The sequence below is a fragment of the Ruegeria denitrificans genome (assembly GCF_001458295.1).
Classification (GTDB): Bacteria; Pseudomonadota; Alphaproteobacteria; order Rhodobacterales; family Rhodobacteraceae; genus Ruegeria; species Ruegeria denitrificans.
On sequence record NZ_CYUD01000016.1, the window covers coordinates 39,002 to 58,491 of the forward strand.

Below are 19,490 nucleotides of genomic sequence, written 5' to 3' on the forward strand. Positions count from 1 at the left end.
TTGATCTCCAGCACGGACAAGTAGTTCGATTAAGGGGCACAGGTTGTTATCGGCATTTATTTATTCGTTCCAGATGCCAGCGCATGCCAGTTGGCCATCTCACCACCAAAGGAATTCCACCATTCACGAAGGTCGTTGATAGCCCGCAATCCCTCACGGACCGCATCAATTTGGGGAGTGAAAGAGGCCTGCGTATCCAAACGCGGCGTATCTATGACAATTCCCAAAGATTGCCCTGCAGGACGAAGATACGCCCCAAGCGCTTTCAGAGAATCTGGTGCCGGAGCGCGTGCAGCGAGAGTTCCCCATCCGCCTAGCATCAGCTTCGCTGACGCCGAGGGTGCGTTCATGTCACGGGTCTGAACCGACACGCGTGGCCTGGGAATGCCAGCGTAATCGCGTAGCATCGCCTTCGAGACAAAATAGATCGTCCGGGATCCAGTGGGTCGAACACCGTTTCCGTTGGGGTTGTGCTTGATCACTACTTCCGGGAAATGCTGGCGAGCGAATTCCTCGTACTCGGCGAAAAAGGCGGCGCTTGCGCTGTTTGGCTCCGGGTCGTACGGGGTTTCCGCCTGAGCTATGGCAGCATCAAGAAGGGCGAGATCAGGACCAGTCAGTGCTGGCCGGAGACTCTCGTAACTCACTTGATGATCGAAGGCCGTCGTATGGCGACTTCCCCGAAGATAAATCTCCGGTGCCAGTAATACGGACGCCGCGCGCACTCCTGACGCGATAAGCGTTGAGACACTTGCACGATACCGCTCTGGCTGTGCATCACCGGAGCGGGTAACACTGTATCCGGCATCAATCTTGTTCTCGACCAAGAGGATTGAGCCGTCGGCATGTGTGATCTCAAGATCGGTGCTTCCGCCATGATCGGAAGAGCGATGCTGGGTCTGGGTGGACAACGCAATTATGCTATTCGTTGTGCTTTCACCAACGACTGTAAGGAAAGTCCTAGCAAAACCCGGGTTGTTCTTAAGTGCGCGAGCAAACAACGCGTCGGTTTGACGTTCGTAAATGCGAGTCATTCTTGAGTATCCTTTGCTTCAGAACCGCTTTTCCATCGACGCAATAGAGCGTTGCTATTGCGCTCACGGGCAGCGTGCCAATCCGCCTGCAAGCGCGAAGTCTGCTCCTGCAAAAGGTCAATCTTCTCTTGAAGAGCTTCTTTGATGAGGCCGTTGTGCAGGCAGCACTCAATCCAGGTTGCGTTGCTGCGATCGGGGAAATTGAGTTCGTACAAAGGCGGCAAATTTCTTGCCCATACAGTATCGAACTTTGCTGTGGCAAGGTTATGAGAGGGAGCCCAAGGGCAAGATGCTATGAGCTGATTTGCTCTCTTCGACACATTCGTAACTGCCCAATCTTGAGTTAGCCAGTAGCGGAGATATGGCGCGGAAGCTGGAGTGTATGACAAAAGGAACGGGTCCGACAATTCAGCGCCCGGGGCGCAAACCGGGTCGTAATCGAATACCCAACTCGGAGCTCTTTCAATCTCATCGGTAACTTTTATGCTGCCGTCACTATTGGATGGGATCGTTACCCGCCAGAAATCGCCATTCCTCGAACGAATGTGAGGAAAAACAGGCCCGCCATCATCAGCACGGGCGGTAGGTAAAGCACGTTCAAGGGCGAGATCGTAACCGCCAATGACGTGGTGCGTACCTCCGAATTCATGGGCGTCATCAAAGCGGACTTCTACACGGGGACGCGACTCGAACGCTCCCATAAAACCACGCCGGCCATCCGGCACAATGCAGAGCCTGATTTCGCGAATCCAGTATAACTCGCCGGATACAGCTTTTTTCCCTGGCGCATCCTCGGGGATATTGTAGTGCCGCTTACCGCCCATTTCTCCGGTGACCCCGGCTCCCGGACATAGGTATTTTCCACTGGCTAGATGATCTCCATCAAGGGGGCGTAGCAAAGCTTCAGGAGCCAAATGAAAAACTTCGGGCCTTGCGAAAAGATAGGGCACGTTCAGAAATGGAACTGATGGGAATGGAAACATCGTTTCCGGCTCTCCGCATTCGCCGAACATATAGCCCAATAGTTCCTCAACGCTTTCCATATTGGAGTTTTCGGTTGCCACGAGCTGGTCGCTAAACATTTCCCATTCACAACTCATGCGTTGAATGGCATCGAACGTGTCCCCCAAACGGTTACTGTCACCAAGATCCGAGCAAAGGGCCTTGACCAGAATTGCCAGCGTCTCTGACGGACGATCATCGGGAGGCGCCACACCGGCCTGCCTAGTTTTACGTGACCAGAGCGACAACTCGCGCAACATTGCAAGCTTCCAATCATCCGGGTCCGTTCCACAATGCTCAGCAGCAACGGTTATGCCCACTAAATAGGGCTCTAATGCTTTCTGAGGCGTACTCTTCTTTTCGTACTTTTTCATCAGATCCTGAGTTGCTGGATCCTCGCCATTCCGAAGAGTCCAATTGCTCAAACGAAATTCTCGCCGATTGGAATGGTTTCTCTGCAAGCGGGCACAGACGGTGTCTTGAAATTCTTCCTTTCTCATACCCTCTTTCTTGGCTGTCTTCCAAGCACGCGTTAGGTGAAATGCTGCCTTCAACCTGTCGCGTGGCCCAAGCTTAATGCCCGAGTGAACAGCTTCATGATGCAAGGTGTTGAGACGCTCGACATCGGCTTCGCGCTGTAACAGCCTGCGCCGTTCTTTATCCAGTTCTTCCATAGAAACCTCTCAATACTGCGATCTGTAACGCCGACCACTAGGCCCATCATGCACGGGCATTACGGTTACGATCTGCGCGGCGCTATCACTCCAGATAAGCGCATATCGACCAAGCCGATCGTCGATATTTAGTGCCGCCGCACGCCGACGACTGACACGCAAGAGTCGGCAGTTTCCTCCAATCGGCTTATCAACATCCGCGTATGTAAGAAGCGCGTTCATAAAGCGCTTTGTAATGCCACGCTGGGCTGACCGCCGGTTGCTATGTTCCGAGTGTCTCATCGGGTCCTCCGTATCAATTGATCGAAAGATGCCCTGTTCCAGGCGACAGTTCGAGACAGAATCTGACTTCTGTCATTTTTTTTTCAGTATATTTGGTAAACCTTTTTCTGTATTTTTTTCTGCATTATTTTCACAGGACACCGCTGATCCAGTAATGCAGGTAACTTTACGACGAGGTGCAATGCTTAGACGACGGTGGTTCCACCTAGGTCCGCTCAATGGATCTGCGGTGTTAAGCGGTGGTAACTTCCCTGCCCCAAGAAACGGAACGCAACATATACGGCATGGGCGAAAACTCAGCGCATCAACAAGCAATGGAGCCACGCGGTTAGACAGCAACAAGCCGTCACATCACGCCGCCACACACAACCATGCGGGTGGCTGTCACCCATAAGCTACCCTAACTTAGTATCCATGCCGCTCAATCGGTTGTGCCTTGAAGCCGAATCAATCTGCCGGGTTGATCCGTTGGAAAGATAGCTGGATCGCGATCAATCTAAACTCTCGTACGATTACGACGCCCGCCTGAAAACGCATCAAGTAAACATCGGAAATCGATAATCGATAGGGACCTAGCTTAACTTGACCTAGAAACGCATTACCATCGAAGCCCCATATTCTCGAGCCGCGCAGCACCCAACAGACGGCGAATTTCGCTTGCTGTGCCTGCTTTCAAGACGAACTGCTCATTTTCCGGAGAGCTCGCCGATATTAATTTGACAGCGCCAATGCCACAGAAGTTTCGACACACGCCATTTTCCAACACCGCTTCGATACCGGCATAAACAAACCGGCGCGGAATTCTTGCCCCTTCAATGAGCGGAATATCCTCACACATTGCTGAAGCAACGAGCGCGCCAGCGGAGCGCCTCTTGAAGGCCGTCGGCTGCGTGCCAGTGCTACTTGGCTTTAGGCTTCTTTTGAAACGTGACATTGGCTTGACCGGAGTACTCTCAACGGAGGTGATGGTGCTAAAAAACTCATTTAGGGCACAAGTATGATGGTCCTTCGAGGCACCCGAAAGAGTGGCCGTGTGACGCTCAAGCGAAGTTGGCGCGGGCCCATCCCCCAGGCCACCTGCAAGGTTAGTCAGCTGCCCTCCTTCATGGATACGACCATGGTGTCGAATAAGCTCAGTCTCACGGTGAAGCGCCGCGCCATCCGTCCTATGAACGCTATCAATTCCGTAAGTCACCTTCTTTCCCTCAGAATAGTTAGGCTAAAGGAACTCGCCGAGCATCCAGACCACGGCATCCCGGACGAACTGGTGGCGTTCAATTACATTTACGGTGTTCTGTATTGTCCTGCCTACCGCGACACCTACGCAGAGTTCCTGAAAATCGACTTTCCACGTATTCCCTGGCCTGCAACACCGGAGGAATTCTGGAGTGTTGCTGAAAAGGGCGGCCAACTTCGCAAGTTACACCTGATGGACCCTGCCCTTATCGGAGCTTCGCCGTATTCCTTCACAGGCGAAGGCGACAATGTAGTGGATCATTCCTATTTTGAGAGTGGGAAGGTTTGGATCAATGACACCCAGCACTTCGCAAATACGCCGGAAGAGTCATGGGGCTTTGACATCGGCGGCTACCGACCTGCGCAAAAATGGCTAAAAGACCGCAAGGGACGGGAACTTAGCTATAGCGAAGTTCAACACTATCAGCGAGTTTTGAAGGTTCTGGCCGAGACGGATCGGATCATGTCCACGATCCAGATGACTCTATAAAGCAGATCGACGAAACTCAGACTCACCATAGCGGAAATCACCCAGCTTTGTTGGTTGCCCGTAATCTTGGCAAACTCCCAGTACGATTGTGCCACACTATTTATGATTTGACACTCGATACACTTACTCACTGCGGTGTGCATCAATGTCCGCTTACAAGAAAATCAGGTGCAAAACTCGTCAGCTGTTACCCAAATTGTCACCCAGGCGTGAAAACGAGCACGAGAGGAATCATTTGAAATCATGTAAGATATTGTTTTAATAGAATTTTAGTGGTGCCCGGGGGCGGAATCGAACCACCGACACGAGGATTTTCAATCCACTGCTCTACCCCTGAGCTACCCGGGCACGGGAACAATATCAATCGTTGGGTGGAGGCCTTCTATGACTTGCTACAGGCAGTGTCCAGAGGCTTTTTCAGATTTTTTCAATGTGGACGTGATTGCTTGGTTTCGCCTTCGGCAACGTCCGCGTCCAGGTCTTCTTCGCGCTGTGATGGGACTGCATATGACCCGTTCAGCCACTTGGCCAGATCGATGTCTGCGCAGCGTTTCGAACAGAACGGACGGAACTTGGCGACAGTGCTTTCACCACAGATCGGACAACTCACTTCAGCACCTCAGTCAACGGAATACGGCCGCGTTTTCGTTGCAATTCGTAGTGACCCAACGGAGTCCAGCCCGCCAGAGTAGTCTCGATTCCATCTGCCTTGAACGCGGTACGCAGGACCGATTCAAACCCGCGCCGATCTTTTTTGGGCATTGGGGCCAGATCCAGCGTGATTTGTCCACCAAGCCCCCGGACACGCAGCGCACGAGCCAACGTTCTGGCGCAGGCGAAGTTCGCTTTGGTTCCAGCGGCCAGCGACGTGTCAGACCCGGTGTTCACGTCCACTGCAACCAAGGCACGTGTGGGCTGGATATACAGGTGCCCACCGCCCGGAAGCGGTTCGGAAATGCCGCGAACCACGTCCAGCGCATCGAGCACGCCTTGCGTCTCGAACCCTCCGTCCTGTGTCACCACCTCGGCCGGGTCGGTCCAGTCGCGCCAGGCCAGGACATGGGGGCCATCACCCTCCAGCAACACTTCAGGTTCGGTGCCCTCATCATTCAGAACCTGATCGGCATGGGTCAGCATAGCGCTGATGTCTTCGGCGATCTCTCCGGCGTCCGCCCCCAGACAGCAGGAGCGTAAAATCAGGCCATAGGTGCTGTCGTCCATGCAATCATGGGCGATCTCAAGCAGGCGATCACGCTCGTCCTCGTCGCGGATGGATCGCGAGATATTCAGACCCGGCGCATCCGGTGTGACAATCGCGTAGCGGCTTTTGAACAGAACACGATCTGTGACCGGCAATGCCTTACCCGGCTCGGAATAGCCTGTGACCTGCACCAGCATCAGGGCACCCGGCGCCAAGCCTTTGACCTGTCGCAGAAAGGCCGGACCGTCGGGGGTTGTCAGGAACATGCCGCCCTGCCCCTTAACCGGACGATCAGCCCGGGCGCGATAGATTGTACCCGGTGCGGGGGTATCCCCTGCGATCAAAAAATCGTCCAGCTTGCCATCCACCATCAAGGCGGCGGCCTCGCGGTTGTCGATATGGTCCAGAACGATGGTACGGCCCTTCATGATGCCTCTCGATACAGGGGATAGCCGATGCCTTGCAATAGGGCGGCAGTTTCTGACAGTGGCAGGCCGACAATGCCGGTGAACGAGCCTGAAATCCATGGAATAAAGGCCCCAGCCGGGCCTTGAATGGCGTAAGCACCTGCTTTGCCCAGCCAATCTCCGGTTGCCAGATAGGCGTTGATCTCAACATCCGATAGACGCTTGACTTTGACCTGAGAAACCACATCACGTTGCAACACGCAATCACCACGCCGCACAGCGACTGATGTGATAACGCGATGCCGCCGACCGGACAGGGCATGCAGGAATTCAACCGCTTGCCCTACATTTTCGGGTTTACCCAGAATGCGACGACCAAGAGCAACGGTAGTGTCCGCACACAGGGTGACATCATCGCTACCTGCCTGAACAGCCTGCACTTTTGCCCGTGTGATGCGGTTGCAGTAGGGCACGGGCAGCTCGCCTTTCAAAGGCGTCTCGTCAATGTCGGGGGCGCGGATGGCATCGGGCTGCACGCCAAGCTGGGCCAGCAGGTCCAGCCGCCTTGGGCTGCCCGATCCTAAGATAAACGCCATTGCGGCAGGCGTTACTTGAAGCGGTAGTTGATCCGACCCTTGGTCAGATCATAGGGGGTCATCTCGACCTGAACCTTGTCGCCGGCCAGAACACGGATGCGGTTCTTACGCATCTTGCCTGCCGTATGTGCGATGATCTCATGGCCGTTTTCCAGCTCGACCCGAAATGTCGCATTAGGCAGGAGTTCCTTCACGACACCGGGAAATTCGAGCGTATCTTCCTTGGCCATGTTGTCTCCATCATTACGTTGCACCCGCAGAATCTACGGGGATGTGCGCTTAAATGAGCCCATTTCGGGCTTATTTCAAGGCCAGAATCACCTAAAGGCGCGATAATGTGACGCAATCGACTCGGGCGGGCTGCTCCTCCCAATGGGTTCGGTTCAGCACGTGGCCGTCGGCGCGGACCTCGGCAATCGCCGAAAGGTCGATATCCGCATAGGTCCAGCCCGGTTGGTTCAGGGTACCTTCAGCCAGCACCCCGGTCGGCGGAAAGCCTTTGTCGGGCGGGCCGAAAATGCCGCCGGTGCCGGTGTTTCTATCCACCGCTTCGGACCAGTCATTGTTCCCCACCAAAGACGCCATAACCGTAACACATTGATTTTCCAGTGCCCGAGACATCGCGCCAATCCGCACGCGCCAATAACCGGCCAGTGCCTCGGTACACGAGGGGACAAGAATCAGATCGGCTTCGCTCAGCGCGCGGCCCAGCAGCGGAAACTCGCTGTCATAGCAGATCAGCACCCCAATCTTGCCCAGCGCAGTGTCGAACAGTTTCAGTGGCCCGCCCGGCGCAATATCCCAGTCTTCGCGTTCGAACCGAGTCATGATCTGCTTGTCCTGATGATCCCGCCCGCCATCGGGCGCATAGAGTGCTGTGCGGTTCACCGGTCGGCCTGACCTCTTCACAACCGGTGCCGACGCACCCAGAATGTAGGTTTTGTATTCCTGTGCGAGGCGCTGATGCACGGCCTGCGCCTGCTCCATCCGATCTGACACGGCATGGATCGAGCGTTCCAAATCGCCCGCCACTTCTGAACCGTCGAGCGTCGACAACTCCATCGCGCCGTATTCGGGGAAAACCAGTAACTCGGCCCCCTGCCCCGCAGCCTGCGCGACCCAGCGGTCCAGCTTATCTTCATACTGCGCCCAACTTTCGAGCCAATCGAGATTGTAGGCGGCGGTTGCGACTTTCATTTCTGTTTCCTCAGATCTGATTTGGCGAGACACTAATTGAAGGTGACTCAATCTGTATAGACGCTATGTTCGTCTCCGCCTTCATCGACGGTAAAGTGAATTGGCAGGGGGCATCGGAAATGGTTCTATACGTGCGGGAGGACGGCCATGCAAAACCCGGAAAGCTTCGAGAAGTTCTATTATGCTAAGGTGGGTATGGGCGAAGCCTGCGGCTGTGCAGAACGCGTGATCGACGTGTTCGAATTCAATCGGCAGGGTGGCGCGCAAGCAAAAAAGGCGATGAAATCAAATAAGCGCAACAACCGAAGCTTCAGAGGATGGGCCGTCAAATACGGTTTACTCAGCCGTAAACGTCAGGCTTGAAGCGCAGCGGTGGATTACGACGACAAATTCCGCATCCAAAACTGCAACGGCTTCAACGTCTCGCCCTCTTCCCCGATATCTTTCCACGAAAACTGCGCGATTGCCCAGGGCAGTGGCTCATATCCCCGCGCGCGCCAGAAGGTATCCAGCGGTCGGTAATTATCGGGCCGCATCGGGTGATCCGCAGGGCGCTGCACACCGCAGAAGGCACATTTTTTGAAGCCCAGCGCGCGGGCATGCGCCTCGCGCAGGTCAAAGAATTTATGGCCTACGCCTTGCCCCCGATAGTCGGACAGCAGAACGGATTCAGCACAATAGAAGATTTCGGACAGATCCAGATCGGCGCCCTCAAACGCAGCAGCGAAGTCGTCAGCGTGGTCCGTTAAAGGCGCCCCGGTCGAGGCCCCGATCAGGCGGTCACCGTCGAAGGCCCCAACAACAATGGCCTTGTCGCTGTCGCGGTAGGATTGCAGGTACTTACGCTCGTACTCCAGATCACCGTCATAGAGATACGGCCACGCCCGAAACACCTCGATCCGTAGACGGGCCACGTCGTCCAGAGCGGCCTCCAGCGCCGCTCCGGTCAGCGGGCGGACGGCGGTGACCTCAGCCATTTGAGACCTGTTTGGTCCAGTCTGCGAGGTTGTAGAAGGTGGTAACGCGGGTGATCTTGTCGTCCTTCAGGTCAAAGAACGACCCTGCAGGCAGGCGATAGGTTTGACCGAAGGCATCGGGCAGGCCTTCGTCAGTTTCCAGATAGGTGCCGTTCACGATGAACTCGGCCGCCGCGCGAGTGCCACCTTCGGCGTCGAACACCACGATATCGGTCAGATTCTCGCGGTAGCAGCGGTTCATGTGATCGCAGAAGGCGGCGAATTTCTCTTTGCCGACGCGGATCTGGCCTTCGTTCACGTGATGGGCCACGTCATCCGACAGGCAGGCCAGCATGCCGTCCACGTCACCCGCGTTAAAGGCCTCGAAATAGGTTTTGACGGTCTGGTTCATGGTCACTCCGTTGGTTCGCCCCAGCGATCCTTCAGATGTTTGATGATCTGATCGCGGGTCTGTCGGTAGTGAATTAACTTTTGTTCGCGATTCTCGCCCAGTCCGGTAGGGTCCATTATTGGCCAATAATCGACATCCAGGTGAAAAACACGGGTCAATTCCAGCGCCCGGCGCTGGCTGGCTGGAGACAGGGCGACAATCAAGTCAAAGGAGCTGAGGTCATCGCCCCATTCCTCCATCTCATCAAATGAGCGCGCCCGGTGGCGGGACAGTTCGACATCAATCTCGTGACAGACCGAGATGCAAAAGCCGTCAATCTCAAGATCGTTATGCACGCCGGCGGATTGCACATAGGTGCCGGTGCCATAGAATTTCTTCATAATGCCTTCAGCCATCGGAGACCGAACCGAGTTGTGGTCGCAACAAAACAGGACCGACTGCGGTAAAGGCGTCACCCGTCAGCCCCCGAAGTGCAGCACGCAGATCAACGTGAACAGGCGGCGGGCGGTGTCGGTGTCAATATCGGCCTTTCCTTCTAGCCGTTCTTGCAACACGCGACTGCCTTCGTTGTGGATACCGCGCCGGGCCATGTCGATGGTTTCTATCTGGCTGGGCGGCAGGGTTTTGACCGCGTTGAAGTAGCTTTCACAGATCTGGAAATAGTCTTTGACCACCTGCCTGAACGGGCCAAGAGACAGGTGGAATTCAGCTGCTTTTTCCTCGGCTTCGGTATTGATGTCAAAGACCAGTCGCTTTTCACGGATCGACAATTGCACATGATACGGCCCGTCCGGCACCGCGCGGCCGTCGCGCTGCGGCAGGGTAAAGCTGTTGTCTTCCAGCAGATCATAGATGGCAACTTTGCGCTCCTGCTCGATCTCGGGGGTCGGCGGGGGCAAGTTGCGATCATCCAGTTCGATTTGCGAAATGCGGGTCATCAGGGCCATCGTCCGTTCAAGTCTGATTTGATTTATCGCAACATATTGGCGTCGACAACGCGTGAATGGATCAAATCGGGTGATCTGCCGGGTCAATGCCGTGTTTTTTCAGTAAATGGTCGATCAACGATCCTGATTCAAAGCTTTGATGCCCTGCAAACATCTTTCGGAACCAAGACCCATAAAAATGGATCGACATCTTGCTTTGCCAGTCCAGAAAATCCAGTTTTGACATATCAGGATCATTCCACAAGGATCGATAACGAGGTGGGATCGAATACAGATCAGTCCGCGCAGTCGCCCTATTCCGCTCATCACTTTGATAAATAAAGTGGTACAGCATCGGTGGACCAAGGCTGAACAATGGCAGCGACCAATAGGTCGATTTGCCGTAAATCTCCAGATAGGCACGCTGTCGCTCGGCGGACCACCAGGGCGGCAACAGATCGCTGTCAAAGGCGAAACTGCACATCTGCTTCAAAACCGGGCTGTCGGAAGGAAAGGCCAGTACGCCGTTCATCATCCGGCCTTTCTTCTTGTTGCCCTGCGGAAACAGATACCCCTGCTTGGTTTCAAAAGGCCGAAGGGCATAGGCATCCGCATCGACCCAGATATGGTCTGTATCCTGTGCCAACCTGAGCCGGAACAGATCGGCATGCACTGCAACAGATCGCGTGATTGGATCGCGATAGATTTCTTCGGTATTAAAAATCTCTCGGGCATTACGGGCTTCGATAAAATCCGGGATGTCTTCGAGATCACCGTAGTGATAGACAATTGGTTTTTGATCGACATCGGCAAAGGATTTCAGGCACAGGTGCTCCAGAAAACTGAACCGCTTCCCAATCCACAATGTGGCCACACGCTCCATTTCAGGCACCCTGCATTCGAAATGCTTTGCTCATGATTTCAACCTGTCGACAAAATCGCCTGCTCGTTCAAGGCGTGATCGGCGATCAGGTCGGCAATGTGCCCAAATCGCCGCAACCGGTTATGACGGAGTTAATCGTTCAGCCGCGCCAAGCGCGCTGTGACCGACAATCCGTGCGCCTCAAGACTTTCCGATTGTGCCAGCTGTTCCGCTGCGGGACCGATAGCGCGTAGCGCTTCGGGCGTCATCTGGCTGAGCGTTGTGCGCTTGAGGAATTCCATCACGCTGAGGCCGGATGAGAAACGCGCCGAGCGCGCGGTGGGCAGCACATGGTTGGGACCGCCGACATAATCGCCAATGGCTTCGGGCGTATATTGTCCAAGGAAAATCGCACCTGCATGGATGGTTTTTTCGCTGAGCACGACCGGATCGGCCACGCAAAGCTCCAGATGTTCCGGTGCGATGCGATTGGACAGGGCTGCGGCCTCGTCCAGATCGCGCACGGTGATCACCGCGCCATAGTCACGCCAGCTGGCCCCGGCGATGACACGCCGCTGTAGGGTTTCAAGACGTTTTTCAACCGCTTGCGTCACAGCCTGCCCAAAGGCGGCATCATCAGTGATCAGGATCGACTGGGCGCTTTCATCATGTTCGGCCTGGCTGAGCAGATCCAGCGCGATCCAGTCAGGATCATTGTCTTTGTCCGCGATCACCAGAATTTCAGAAGGCCCTGCAATCATGTCGATGCCAACCTTACCGAACACCCGGCGTTTAGCCGCGGCGACAAAGGCGTTGCCGGGGCCGGTGATTTTGTCCACTGGCGCGATAGACGCGGTGCCATATGCCAGCGCCGCAATCGCCTGCGCGCCGCCGATGCGATAGATCTCATCCACACCAGAAAGCCGCGCGGCCAGCAGAACCAGCGGGTTCACCTGCCGGTCCGGCGTTGGCACCGCGATAGCCAACCGTTCGACGCCTGCCACCTTGGCTGGGACTGCATTCATCAGAACCGAAGACGGGTATGATGCCAGCCCGCCCGGTACGTAAAGCCCGGCTGCGGACACTGCTGACCAGCGCCAGCCCAGTGTTGCCCCGGTCGCGTCGGTCCACTGATGGTCTTCGGGCATTTGTTTTTCGTGATAAGCGCGGATGCGATCGGCGGCCAGTTCCAGCGCGGTGCGGTCTGTGTCCGACACCTGCGCAACCGCCACGTCAATTTCTTCGGCGGAAAAGGCCAGTGTGTCTGGCGTCAGCTCAAGCCGGTCGAACTTGGCGGTCAGCTCGATCACAGCTGCATCGCCCCGACTGCGCACATCGTCGATGATCTGCGCCACGGTGGCGTCCACATCGGGGCTGTCCTCGCGCTTGGCCGACAACAACGCCTGAAAGGCGGATTCGAACTCGGGCGATGTGGTATCAAGGAAAACGGGCATGATCAGGCTCTCTGGGGCGTTTCGTCCGGACATATCGCCCGGTTGGCTTGGCCTCAACCCTTAGTCCCTGGGGTGCAGCGATTTGCGCATCGCGAAACACGAAACATCGCCGCGCGCGCCACACTGGCCGGTGGCCTGCCAGCCGTGTCGCCGGTAAAAATCCTGCGCGGTTTTTGTCGCCTCTAGCCTGACGTCGAAATGACCCGAGGCAATCAACTCATCTTCCAGCCGGTGCAGCAAGGCCGCCCCGATGCCATGCCCAATATGATCCGGATCGACATACAGCAGCGTGACCTCGTCATCACGCAGACCGCCCACGGCGGCAACCCGCCCCGCATGTTCAACCAGCCAGATATTCGCACTATCGGCGATCCAGTTCCGAATTGATGCAGGATCCTTGTTCGCGATCCAGTGCGCGATGGCCTGTGGGTCGCCCTGATGATCGGCGACGCACAGCCGGGTGATTGAACGGATCAGCACCCGGCTTAGATCGAACACGTCAAAGACAGTGGCGCGGCGCAGGATCACCCCGCCCGACACCTGCGAGAACGCCTGAGAAATACCGCGCTTGTTCTGCATCTATTCAGGGTGATGTGGTGCCTGACCCGAGGGGGCTTTGTACGGCCGCGTCACATCCTTAAGCGTTGCGTCCAGCGCCTCGACCTTCAGCCGGATGGCTCCATCACCAGCCAACGTCAGCAATATCTGACCGGCCCCGTCTTCGCCTGCCTCAAAATCAACCGACAACAGGGACATCACCATCTCCTTGTCGCTGCGGTCGATGCCCTGGCTGGCAACCGACAGCACTGAATCGAACACCAGAACGGCCTGGACCCGTTCAAACGGACGATCCCGGCGGGTCGCGGCATCTTTATCCTCCCACCGGAAGCGATTCAGCAGCAGGCCAAACCGACGCTGCGAGGGCTGCCATGTCATCTCGGTCACTGGAAACACGGCATCTTGCGCCAGCGTCGAGATGACCTGCAGGTCATCTGCATCCTCGGCACCCAGATTCAGCGGGGCCTCGCGCCCGTCGTGGAAACTTGCGTCTGTCATTGGCCCTTGATCCGTTCTATTTTTGCACCCACGCCTTCCAGCTTGCGCACCACATGCTCATATCCGCGGTCCAGATGATAGACCCGACTGACCGTTGTCTCGCCTTCGGCCGCCAAACCGGCCAAAATCAACGATACCGAAGCCCGCAGATCCGTCGCCATCACCGGCGCGCCTTTCAGCTGGTTCACACCTGTAACCGTGGCCGTGCCGCCATGCACTTCGATATTTGCGCCCATGCGCACCAGTTCAGGCGCATGCATAAAGCGATTCTCAAAAATGCGCTCTTCCAGAACCGAGGTCCCCTCGGCCGTGCACATCAACGCCATCATCTGCGCTTGCAGGTCTGTTGGGAAACCCGGAAAAGGCTCTGTCACCACATCCACCGAGGCCACGCGCCCATTTTTGCGCGCCACTTTCAGACCCTTTTCGGTCTCGGTCACGCTGACGCCCGCTGCGTCCAGCTTGGCAGCAAAGGACTCCACCAGAGACATACGGCCACCCAGCAATTCCACCTCACCGCCGCAGATGGCCGGGGCCAGCATGTAGGTGCCCAGCTCAATCCGATCAGTCACAACCTGATGTGTCGCACCATGCAGCCTGTCAACGCCCTGAATCTCGATGGTCGAGGTCCCCTCACCCGAGATTTGCGCGCCCATCTTGCGCAGGCACTCAACCAGATCAACGATCTCTGGCTCGCGCGCGGCGTTCTTCAGAACAGTGGTGCCCTTGGCCAGAGTGGCCGCCATGACAATGTTTTCTGTCGCACCTACGGATGCAAAGCGCATCTCGTGCACAGCGCCTTTTAGGCCGCCGGGAGCCTTGGCGTGCAGATACCCATCACTCAACTCAATGTCAGCGCCCAGAGCCTCGAGCCCTTCAACATGCAAGTCCATAGGTCGCGCACCAATTGCGCAACCACCAGGCAGGGACACAACAGCCTGCCCAAAGCGCGCCAGCAATGGGCCCAATACCAGATTTGACGCCCGCATCTTGCGCACGATCTCATAATCAGCTGTCTGACTGGTCAGATCGTGGCTGGACATCGCAATCACCTGCCCGTCCTGCAAAGACGACACTTCGGCCCCCAGCGATTGCAGTAACTGTGTCATGGTCTTGATGTCGCTTAACCGAGGCGCATTGGTCAGCGTCAGCGGTTCTTCGCTTAACAAAGTTGCGGGCATCAGCGTTAGACACGCGTTCTTGGCCCCCGCAATCGGTATCTGACCGTTCAGCGGCCCGTTGCCTGTCACCAGAATCGAATCCATCTGCTCTTATCCCTCGTCCTTGTCGGCCTTGTCATCCGCGCTTGCGCGCGCCTTGGCCTGCGCCTTGCGCCTTGCCATATTCGCTTTCAGCGCAGCCTTCAGCCGCTCTTCGCGCGCATCACCGGATTTGCCGTGTTTTTTGGGTGCATTTCTGTCTGCCATGATCTTTCTCTACAGGAGGCGAAAAAAACCGTCCAGACACCCTTGCGCACCGTTTCGATTGAGTCTAATCACCCGCCCACAGCGCTGCTGTAGCTCAGAGGTAGAGCACTCCCTTGGTAAGGGAGAGGTCGAGAGTTCAATTCTCTCCAGCAGCACCATATCCCTTAAAAATTCATCTAGTTATCAATACATTGTGTTTTTTATTCTATTTACAGCCCACTCCTTGGCCCACCTTTTGAAAATACCATTCTCAACTTCGTTGTTTGCTATCCGAAATATCGGCGCGAGTGCCAACTGTGGTATACGAAATTGGTTTTCTCGAAGCCTTGCGACACTTCCGCCTCAGAATTGGCAGGTCTTAACTGACAGAAAAGTAAGCTGATTCTCGGGGTCCTATACCTCAAGCTAAAGGACTTTTCTTTAATTCTCACGTTCGTCCGAAACCTAAGCATTCTGAAAAAATGTAGGTGGTGCTTTATTGAGCATCCAAAATCAGAGCTTCACTTTAACCGCTACAATTTCTCCAACACAGATTAATCACTTGAGTCGCTACAGTGATCGAGTTGCACAACAAAGGGGGCGGGTTGCGGGCAAAAGGAGCGTTGGCTACAGCAAAAAAGTAGGCAGCTGGCACATTACAGCTAAAGGTCACAATAAGGAGATGAGGTCTTTCGGTGAATAGCCAATTCCCAGAGAAATCTGCTGGTCGCTACAACCCAGTCCATGCAATGCTATTCAGGTGAAAAACCCAGCTAATACAAACGTTCAGGTGCTAAAATGTTAAAGCGGATGTGGGCGAAGATCACTTGGAAACCATCGCCTAAGCATCCGCAAGATTTCTATTGCCTGACACCCTATCTGAACAGCCTAGACCCGATTGAAAATCCCCGCACCGGGATCCGTGACGGACAAAAGGAACGCGAAGCTGGGCGAGACAGAAGGACCGGCAAAACAATCTGGTTGCCGCTTTCTGATTAAGCGTCCTTCGTGCGTCAGCGCTAGATCTGCCCCGACCATCGTCAGGTTCGTTAACCCACGCCTTCGTTTCTCGGCATTGAGCAGCAAGTTGGGCTCACTGCGGACCTCGGAGAGAACGCAGCACCTGTCGGTTAGAACCGCCCAGCTACGATGAGGACGGCCTCATAAGAGACATTCACCACCCAGCCTCGATGCTGCGGTCGCAGCTCGCATTCCGGCCGTTCGCTGCGGGAGCAAATTCGAGCCATTGGTGAACTGGAAGTGCGCGGACAAAGTTGCCGTAGGCTCAATGGTGGCTGGGGACCGGTCGCAGCCCAAAGAGGACCTTTTCAACCAAGCTTTGCAATTTAATAAACTCGTAACGAAGCGGCATTTAAACTATTTCCACCCAAAAACCGCTTCCAAAGCGCGATCCCCCAAACTGACTTGGTAATATCAGGTTCAATGCGGGCGACACGCCTACCAATGCTGCCCGATCACTCAGTTGCGAAGCAATAAAATAGACCCGCCCCGCCAGAACGCGGCAGATGCTCCTCGCCGCAACCGCGCGAGCCGTGCGATGAATTCCAGGACAACATGTTTCGGGCATCGTTGAGACCTACACGGTCATGGTGCCCAACAATCGCAGACCCGTCTTCACTATTCGAAGTCCAGTTGCTGCATGTCGTGTCGCCACCTGCCGTCGAGAAGTGTCCTGCGGAATCGGAACCGGTCAGAATGTCATGTTTGTTTGGCTGACTGCCACGCCCATTGACAGGATTACCATTCTCGTCCAGCGCGGTTTGAAGATTAATTTTCACGCCGTCACTGTGCAGGTCTTCAACATTGTTGGCGATGAGCTCTCCATTGGCATTATACCAAGGACCCGTCCCGATCCGGTCGCGTGCAGAAATGCCATTGGTGATTGTCATCGGGTCGGTGCTGCGATCAATGGACATTGAGGTGCTCAGATAGGCCGCAAAAGTTTTTGAAGAACCGGCGGCGGAAGCAAGTGCATTGCAATGAGCATCGGCACCTTCGAGGCCGCCCAGATTGGCACCGTCCCCCTTGCCCACACTAGTGATGAAGAACGACATCTCCTCGCCTGCCGATTGGGCCTGAGCGATTGCCGCGAAACAGCAGATTACGAGTGCAGCAACCCCATGGGCGGTTGTTCCGTTGGTGAATTTCGACATGTGTGTCTCCCTTCTTGCTGTTTGATCACTGATGCTAGCTATATGTAACCATCGGGTCCATCCAAGTGACGGATGTATGACACTATGGTGTTGGCGCCATTCACTACAACCAGTCGTGCATGACCGACCCTGTGGCCCTATTCATTTTTACCCTACTCCTGTCATACGTGTTAAGTACGGTAGCTCAGCTGTTCCCAGGATTTATTGTAACGATTGACTGAGGGTCGTGACCGAATGACACAAAAATTTGCTCTTTGGTCCATTCCGATTTCCATTGCGGTACTAACCCTGAAACTGCTGGCTTGGTGGCTGACAGGCTCGGTGGCTTTGTTGTCAGACGCAATGGAGTCAACTGTGAACGTCGTTGCGGCGCTGCTGGCGTATTTCGCAGTTCGCGTTGCAAACAAGCCTCCTGACGAAAACCACCCCTTTGGTCACAAAAAAGCCGAGTATCTTTCCGCCGTCGTCGAAGGCGCACTTATTGTGCTGGCAGCGTTCTTGATCATCAGAGAAGCCGTGCTGGCACTTCCAAACCCACATCTTGAGGATGCTCCGCTGCTTGGAATTGCCGTCAATGTCCTTGCAACGGGTGTGAATGGTGCATGGGCCTACCTCTTGCTCAAAATCGGCAGGCGCGAGGGTTCGCCTGCATTGGAGGCGAGCTCCCGGCACATTTTTACAGATGTCATGACTTCAGTTGGTGTCATTGCAGGTCTGATACTGGCACTTGTCACCGGCTGGTTGATCCTCGACCCAATCCTGGCAATTCTTGTTGCACTGAACATCTTGTGGGAGGGATGGAAAGTTATTCGGGCATCCATCGATGGCCTGATGGATGTGAGCCTTTCGGACCATGACTTGCGGGCTATTTCTAACGCAATCGAAGCAAATCTCGGCGCAGCCTTAGAGTACCACGACCTCAAAGGGCGCAGATCCGCAAATGTCATCTTCGTCGAGTTTCATCTTGTTGTGGACGGCACAATGCCAGTCAGCGCAGCGCACGATATATGCAATGACATCGAGGAAGAACTGGATCGTTTATATCCGGGTTCTGTCTTTGTCATTCACCTCGAACCTGATGACGAGTTGAAGGGTGACGGGGTTAACTTCCACTAAACTTGTCATATGGCTCCGCAAAAACTCTATCGGTTTGACTGATTTGACTAAGACGTTCGGCTTGAAATTCGTCAGACCTAAGCCCGATGTGGAAAAGCCGAACCAGAAGTAACCTGTCTCCAACGTCACGAAGCGTGACGCTCAGAAATGGAGGCGAAAATGAAAATTCAAAGAAAGCTGGGTCAACTTCTTAGTACCGCGGCGTTGGCTTCGTTGATTGCGGCTACGCCTTATGTGCCAGCGTTTGATGCCGATGGTCGCCTACATTTTGAACCGTCCTATGCCTTTGCCAAGAGCGGCAAGGGGAAAGACGGGGATGGTCGCGACGATGATCGGGATGATGATCGTGACGACGACAGAGATGATGACCGCGACGACAACTCGGGGTCGGGTAATAGCGGCCGTGGTGGTGACCGGGACGATGATCGTGATGACGATAGAGACGATGATCGCGACGACGACCGAGATGATGATCGTGACGACAATTCGGGATCAGGAAAAAGTGGTCGCGACGACAATGATGATGATGATGACTCCAAACGCTCCAACAAAGGCAGCGGAAAGAAGGATCGGTCTCAAGCAGGAGGCAAGCCGTCGGGTTCGGCTGGGATAACAAAGGTTGAAACAAACGCTAACGGCATCGAAGTGCGTTACGCCGACGGAACCAAGGAGGAGATCGAAAACGGGAGGTATGAGAGAAAGAATGCGCAGAACCGAACTGTTGAGGAGCGCCCCGCGACCGGTGCTGACGTCTCAAGGCTTCGGTCTTTGGCTAATGGCATCTCAATCGACAACGTGCGCTCTTCTGGGCAAGGCGGCACTGCTGGAAGTCGGCCCACGAAAATCGAACGCCAGGGCAACAACATCGAAGTGAACTATGCCAATGGTTGGAAAGAGGAGATCGAGTTTGGGCGCTACGAGTTGAAAGACCCGTACAACCGGACTGTTGTCGAGAGAAACGCAACGGCCTCTGATCGCCGTAGGTTACAGTCGGTTACCAACTGAACAG

The 19,490-nt window shown here is 55.2% G+C and carries 23 protein-coding genes and 2 tRNA genes; 5 read left to right on the top strand and 20 right to left on the bottom strand.

Features of this window, described 5'->3' with window-relative positions; translation table 11 throughout:
- Window positions 1–56: 56 nt before the first annotated feature.
- The 3 genes from RUE5091_RS19830 to RUE5091_RS19840 all read right to left on the bottom strand — a co-directional run bounded on the left by RUE5091_RS19830 (window position 57) and on the right by RUE5091_RS19840 (window position 3,926).
- A complete protein-coding gene (locus RUE5091_RS19830; RefSeq protein ID WP_058283675.1) occupies window positions 57–1,034 on the bottom strand; it encodes a hypothetical protein in 978 nt (325 codons plus the stop codon).
- Window positions 1,031–2,710, bottom strand: coding sequence for a hypothetical protein (locus RUE5091_RS19835; RefSeq protein WP_058283676.1), 1,680 nt, complete (start codon window positions 2,708–2,710; stop codon window positions 1,031–1,033). The genes RUE5091_RS19830 and RUE5091_RS19835 overlap by 4 nt, the downstream gene beginning before the upstream one ends.
- A gap of 880 nt (window positions 2,711–3,590) precedes the next feature.
- Entirely contained in the window at window positions 3,591–3,926 is a 336-nt protein-coding gene (locus RUE5091_RS19840) for a hypothetical protein (protein ID WP_131726343.1), read from the bottom strand.
- A gap of 171 nt (window positions 3,927–4,097) precedes the next feature.
- On the opposite strand from RUE5091_RS19840, the gene RUE5091_RS19845 reads away from it, so the two are divergent.
- Entirely contained in the window at window positions 4,098–4,718 is a 621-nt protein-coding gene (locus tag RUE5091_RS19845; protein WP_243470824.1) for a type ISP restriction/modification enzyme, read from the top strand.
- Between the two features lie 273 nt (window positions 4,719–4,991).
- Here RUE5091_RS19845 and RUE5091_RS19850 read toward each other — a convergent pair.
- The 6 genes from RUE5091_RS19850 to RUE5091_RS19875 form a co-directional block, all read right to left on the bottom strand.
- A tRNA-Phe gene (locus RUE5091_RS19850) sits at window positions 4,992–5,066 on the bottom strand.
- Window positions 5,067–5,145: 79 nt separating this feature from the next.
- Window positions 5,146–5,328 carry a DNA gyrase inhibitor YacG gene (locus RUE5091_RS19855; RefSeq protein WP_058283679.1) on the bottom strand — a complete coding sequence of 61 codons (183 nt, stop codon included), beginning with the start codon at window positions 5,326–5,328 and terminating at the stop codon, window positions 5,146–5,148.
- Window positions 5,325–6,347: a ribonuclease E/G gene (locus tag RUE5091_RS19860; RefSeq protein ID WP_058283680.1), complete on the bottom strand. Its 1,023-nt coding sequence runs from the start codon at window positions 6,345–6,347 to the stop codon at window positions 5,325–5,327. The genes RUE5091_RS19855 and RUE5091_RS19860 overlap by 4 nt, the downstream gene beginning before the upstream one ends.
- A complete protein-coding gene (locus RUE5091_RS19865; RefSeq protein WP_058283681.1) occupies window positions 6,344–6,922 on the bottom strand; it encodes a Maf family protein in 579 nt (192 codons plus the stop codon). Before RUE5091_RS19865 ends, RUE5091_RS19860 begins: the two co-directional genes overlap by 4 nt.
- A gap of 11 nt (window positions 6,923–6,933) precedes the next feature.
- A complete protein-coding gene (gene infA, locus RUE5091_RS19870) occupies window positions 6,934–7,152 on the bottom strand; it encodes a translation initiation factor IF-1 (RefSeq protein ID WP_005978431.1) in 219 nt (72 codons plus the stop codon).
- 91 nt (window positions 7,153–7,243) lie between these two features.
- Window positions 7,244–8,119, bottom strand: coding sequence for a carbon-nitrogen hydrolase family protein (locus RUE5091_RS19875; protein ID WP_058283682.1), 876 nt, complete (start codon window positions 8,117–8,119; stop codon window positions 7,244–7,246).
- 147 nt (window positions 8,120–8,266) lie between these two features.
- Between RUE5091_RS19875 and RUE5091_RS19880 the strand changes: the two genes are divergently transcribed.
- Entirely contained in the window at window positions 8,267–8,482 is a 216-nt protein-coding gene (locus RUE5091_RS19880) for a hypothetical protein (protein ID WP_058283683.1), read from the top strand.
- A gap of 14 nt (window positions 8,483–8,496) precedes the next feature.
- Here RUE5091_RS19880 and RUE5091_RS19885 read toward each other — a convergent pair whose 3' ends face one another.
- The 10 genes from RUE5091_RS19885 to RUE5091_RS23325 all read right to left on the bottom strand — a co-directional run bounded on the left by RUE5091_RS19885 (window position 8,497) and on the right by RUE5091_RS23325 (window position 15,212).
- On the bottom strand, window positions 8,497–9,096 hold the full coding sequence (locus RUE5091_RS19885; protein WP_058283684.1) for a GNAT family N-acetyltransferase: 600 nt from the start codon (window positions 9,094–9,096) through the stop codon (window positions 8,497–8,499).
- Window positions 9,089–9,487, bottom strand: a complete 399-nt coding sequence (locus tag RUE5091_RS19890; protein WP_058283685.1) for a ketosteroid isomerase-related protein — start codon at window positions 9,485–9,487, stop codon at window positions 9,089–9,091. Before RUE5091_RS19890 ends, RUE5091_RS19885 begins: the two co-directional genes overlap by 8 nt.
- A gap of 2 nt (window positions 9,488–9,489) precedes the next feature.
- Window positions 9,490–9,942 (bottom strand): arsenate-mycothiol transferase ArsC, encoded by a 453-nt coding sequence (locus tag RUE5091_RS19895; protein WP_082643738.1) that lies wholly within the window; start codon window positions 9,940–9,942, stop codon window positions 9,490–9,492.
- 3 nt (window positions 9,943–9,945) lie between these two features.
- Window positions 9,946–10,425 carry a UPF0262 family protein gene (locus RUE5091_RS19900; protein ID WP_058283715.1) on the bottom strand — a complete coding sequence of 160 codons (480 nt, stop codon included), beginning with the start codon at window positions 10,423–10,425 and terminating at the stop codon, window positions 9,946–9,948.
- A 70-nt stretch (window positions 10,426–10,495) separates the two neighbouring features.
- On the bottom strand, window positions 10,496–11,296 hold the full coding sequence (locus RUE5091_RS19905) for a hypothetical protein (RefSeq protein ID WP_058283687.1): 801 nt from the start codon (window positions 11,294–11,296) through the stop codon (window positions 10,496–10,498).
- Window positions 11,297–11,427: 131 nt separating this feature from the next.
- Window positions 11,428–12,729, bottom strand: a complete 1,302-nt coding sequence (gene hisD, locus RUE5091_RS19910) for a histidinol dehydrogenase (RefSeq protein ID WP_058283688.1) — start codon at window positions 12,727–12,729, stop codon at window positions 11,428–11,430.
- 60 nt (window positions 12,730–12,789) lie between these two features.
- Entirely contained in the window at window positions 12,790–13,308 is a 519-nt protein-coding gene (locus RUE5091_RS19915; protein ID WP_058283689.1) for a GNAT family N-acetyltransferase, read from the bottom strand.
- Window positions 13,309–13,785: a DUF2948 family protein gene (locus RUE5091_RS19920; RefSeq protein ID WP_058283690.1), complete on the bottom strand. Its 477-nt coding sequence runs from the start codon at window positions 13,783–13,785 to the stop codon at window positions 13,309–13,311. It abuts the gene before it with no gap.
- Complete coding sequence (murA, locus tag RUE5091_RS19925; RefSeq protein WP_058283691.1) at window positions 13,782–15,050, bottom strand: UDP-N-acetylglucosamine 1-carboxyvinyltransferase; 1,269 nt, start codon at window positions 15,048–15,050, stop codon at window positions 13,782–13,784. The genes RUE5091_RS19920 and murA overlap by 4 nt, the downstream gene beginning before the upstream one ends.
- A gap of 6 nt (window positions 15,051–15,056) precedes the next feature.
- Window positions 15,057–15,212, bottom strand: a complete 156-nt coding sequence (locus RUE5091_RS23325; protein WP_165590804.1) for a hypothetical protein — start codon at window positions 15,210–15,212, stop codon at window positions 15,057–15,059.
- 83 nt (window positions 15,213–15,295) lie between these two features.
- On the opposite strand from RUE5091_RS23325, the gene RUE5091_RS19930 reads away from it, so the two are divergent.
- Window positions 15,296–15,370: transfer RNA gene (locus RUE5091_RS19930), tRNA-Thr, on the top strand.
- Between the two features lie 1,296 nt (window positions 15,371–16,666).
- Here the strand turns inward: RUE5091_RS19930 and RUE5091_RS19940 are convergent.
- Window positions 16,667–17,266, bottom strand: a complete 600-nt coding sequence (locus RUE5091_RS19940) for a hypothetical protein (RefSeq protein WP_243470825.1) — start codon at window positions 17,264–17,266, stop codon at window positions 16,667–16,669.
- Window positions 17,267–17,599: 333 nt separating this feature from the next.
- Here RUE5091_RS19940 and RUE5091_RS19945 point away from each other — a divergent pair, with 333 nt between their 5' ends.
- Window positions 17,600–18,481 (top strand): cation diffusion facilitator family transporter, encoded by an 882-nt coding sequence (locus tag RUE5091_RS19945; protein WP_058283694.1) that lies wholly within the window; start codon window positions 17,600–17,602, stop codon window positions 18,479–18,481.
- Window positions 18,482–18,640: 159 nt separating this feature from the next.
- A complete protein-coding gene (locus tag RUE5091_RS23645) occupies window positions 18,641–19,486 on the top strand; it encodes a hypothetical protein (RefSeq protein WP_243470826.1) in 846 nt (281 codons plus the stop codon).
- Window positions 19,487–19,490 lie beyond the last annotated feature (4 nt).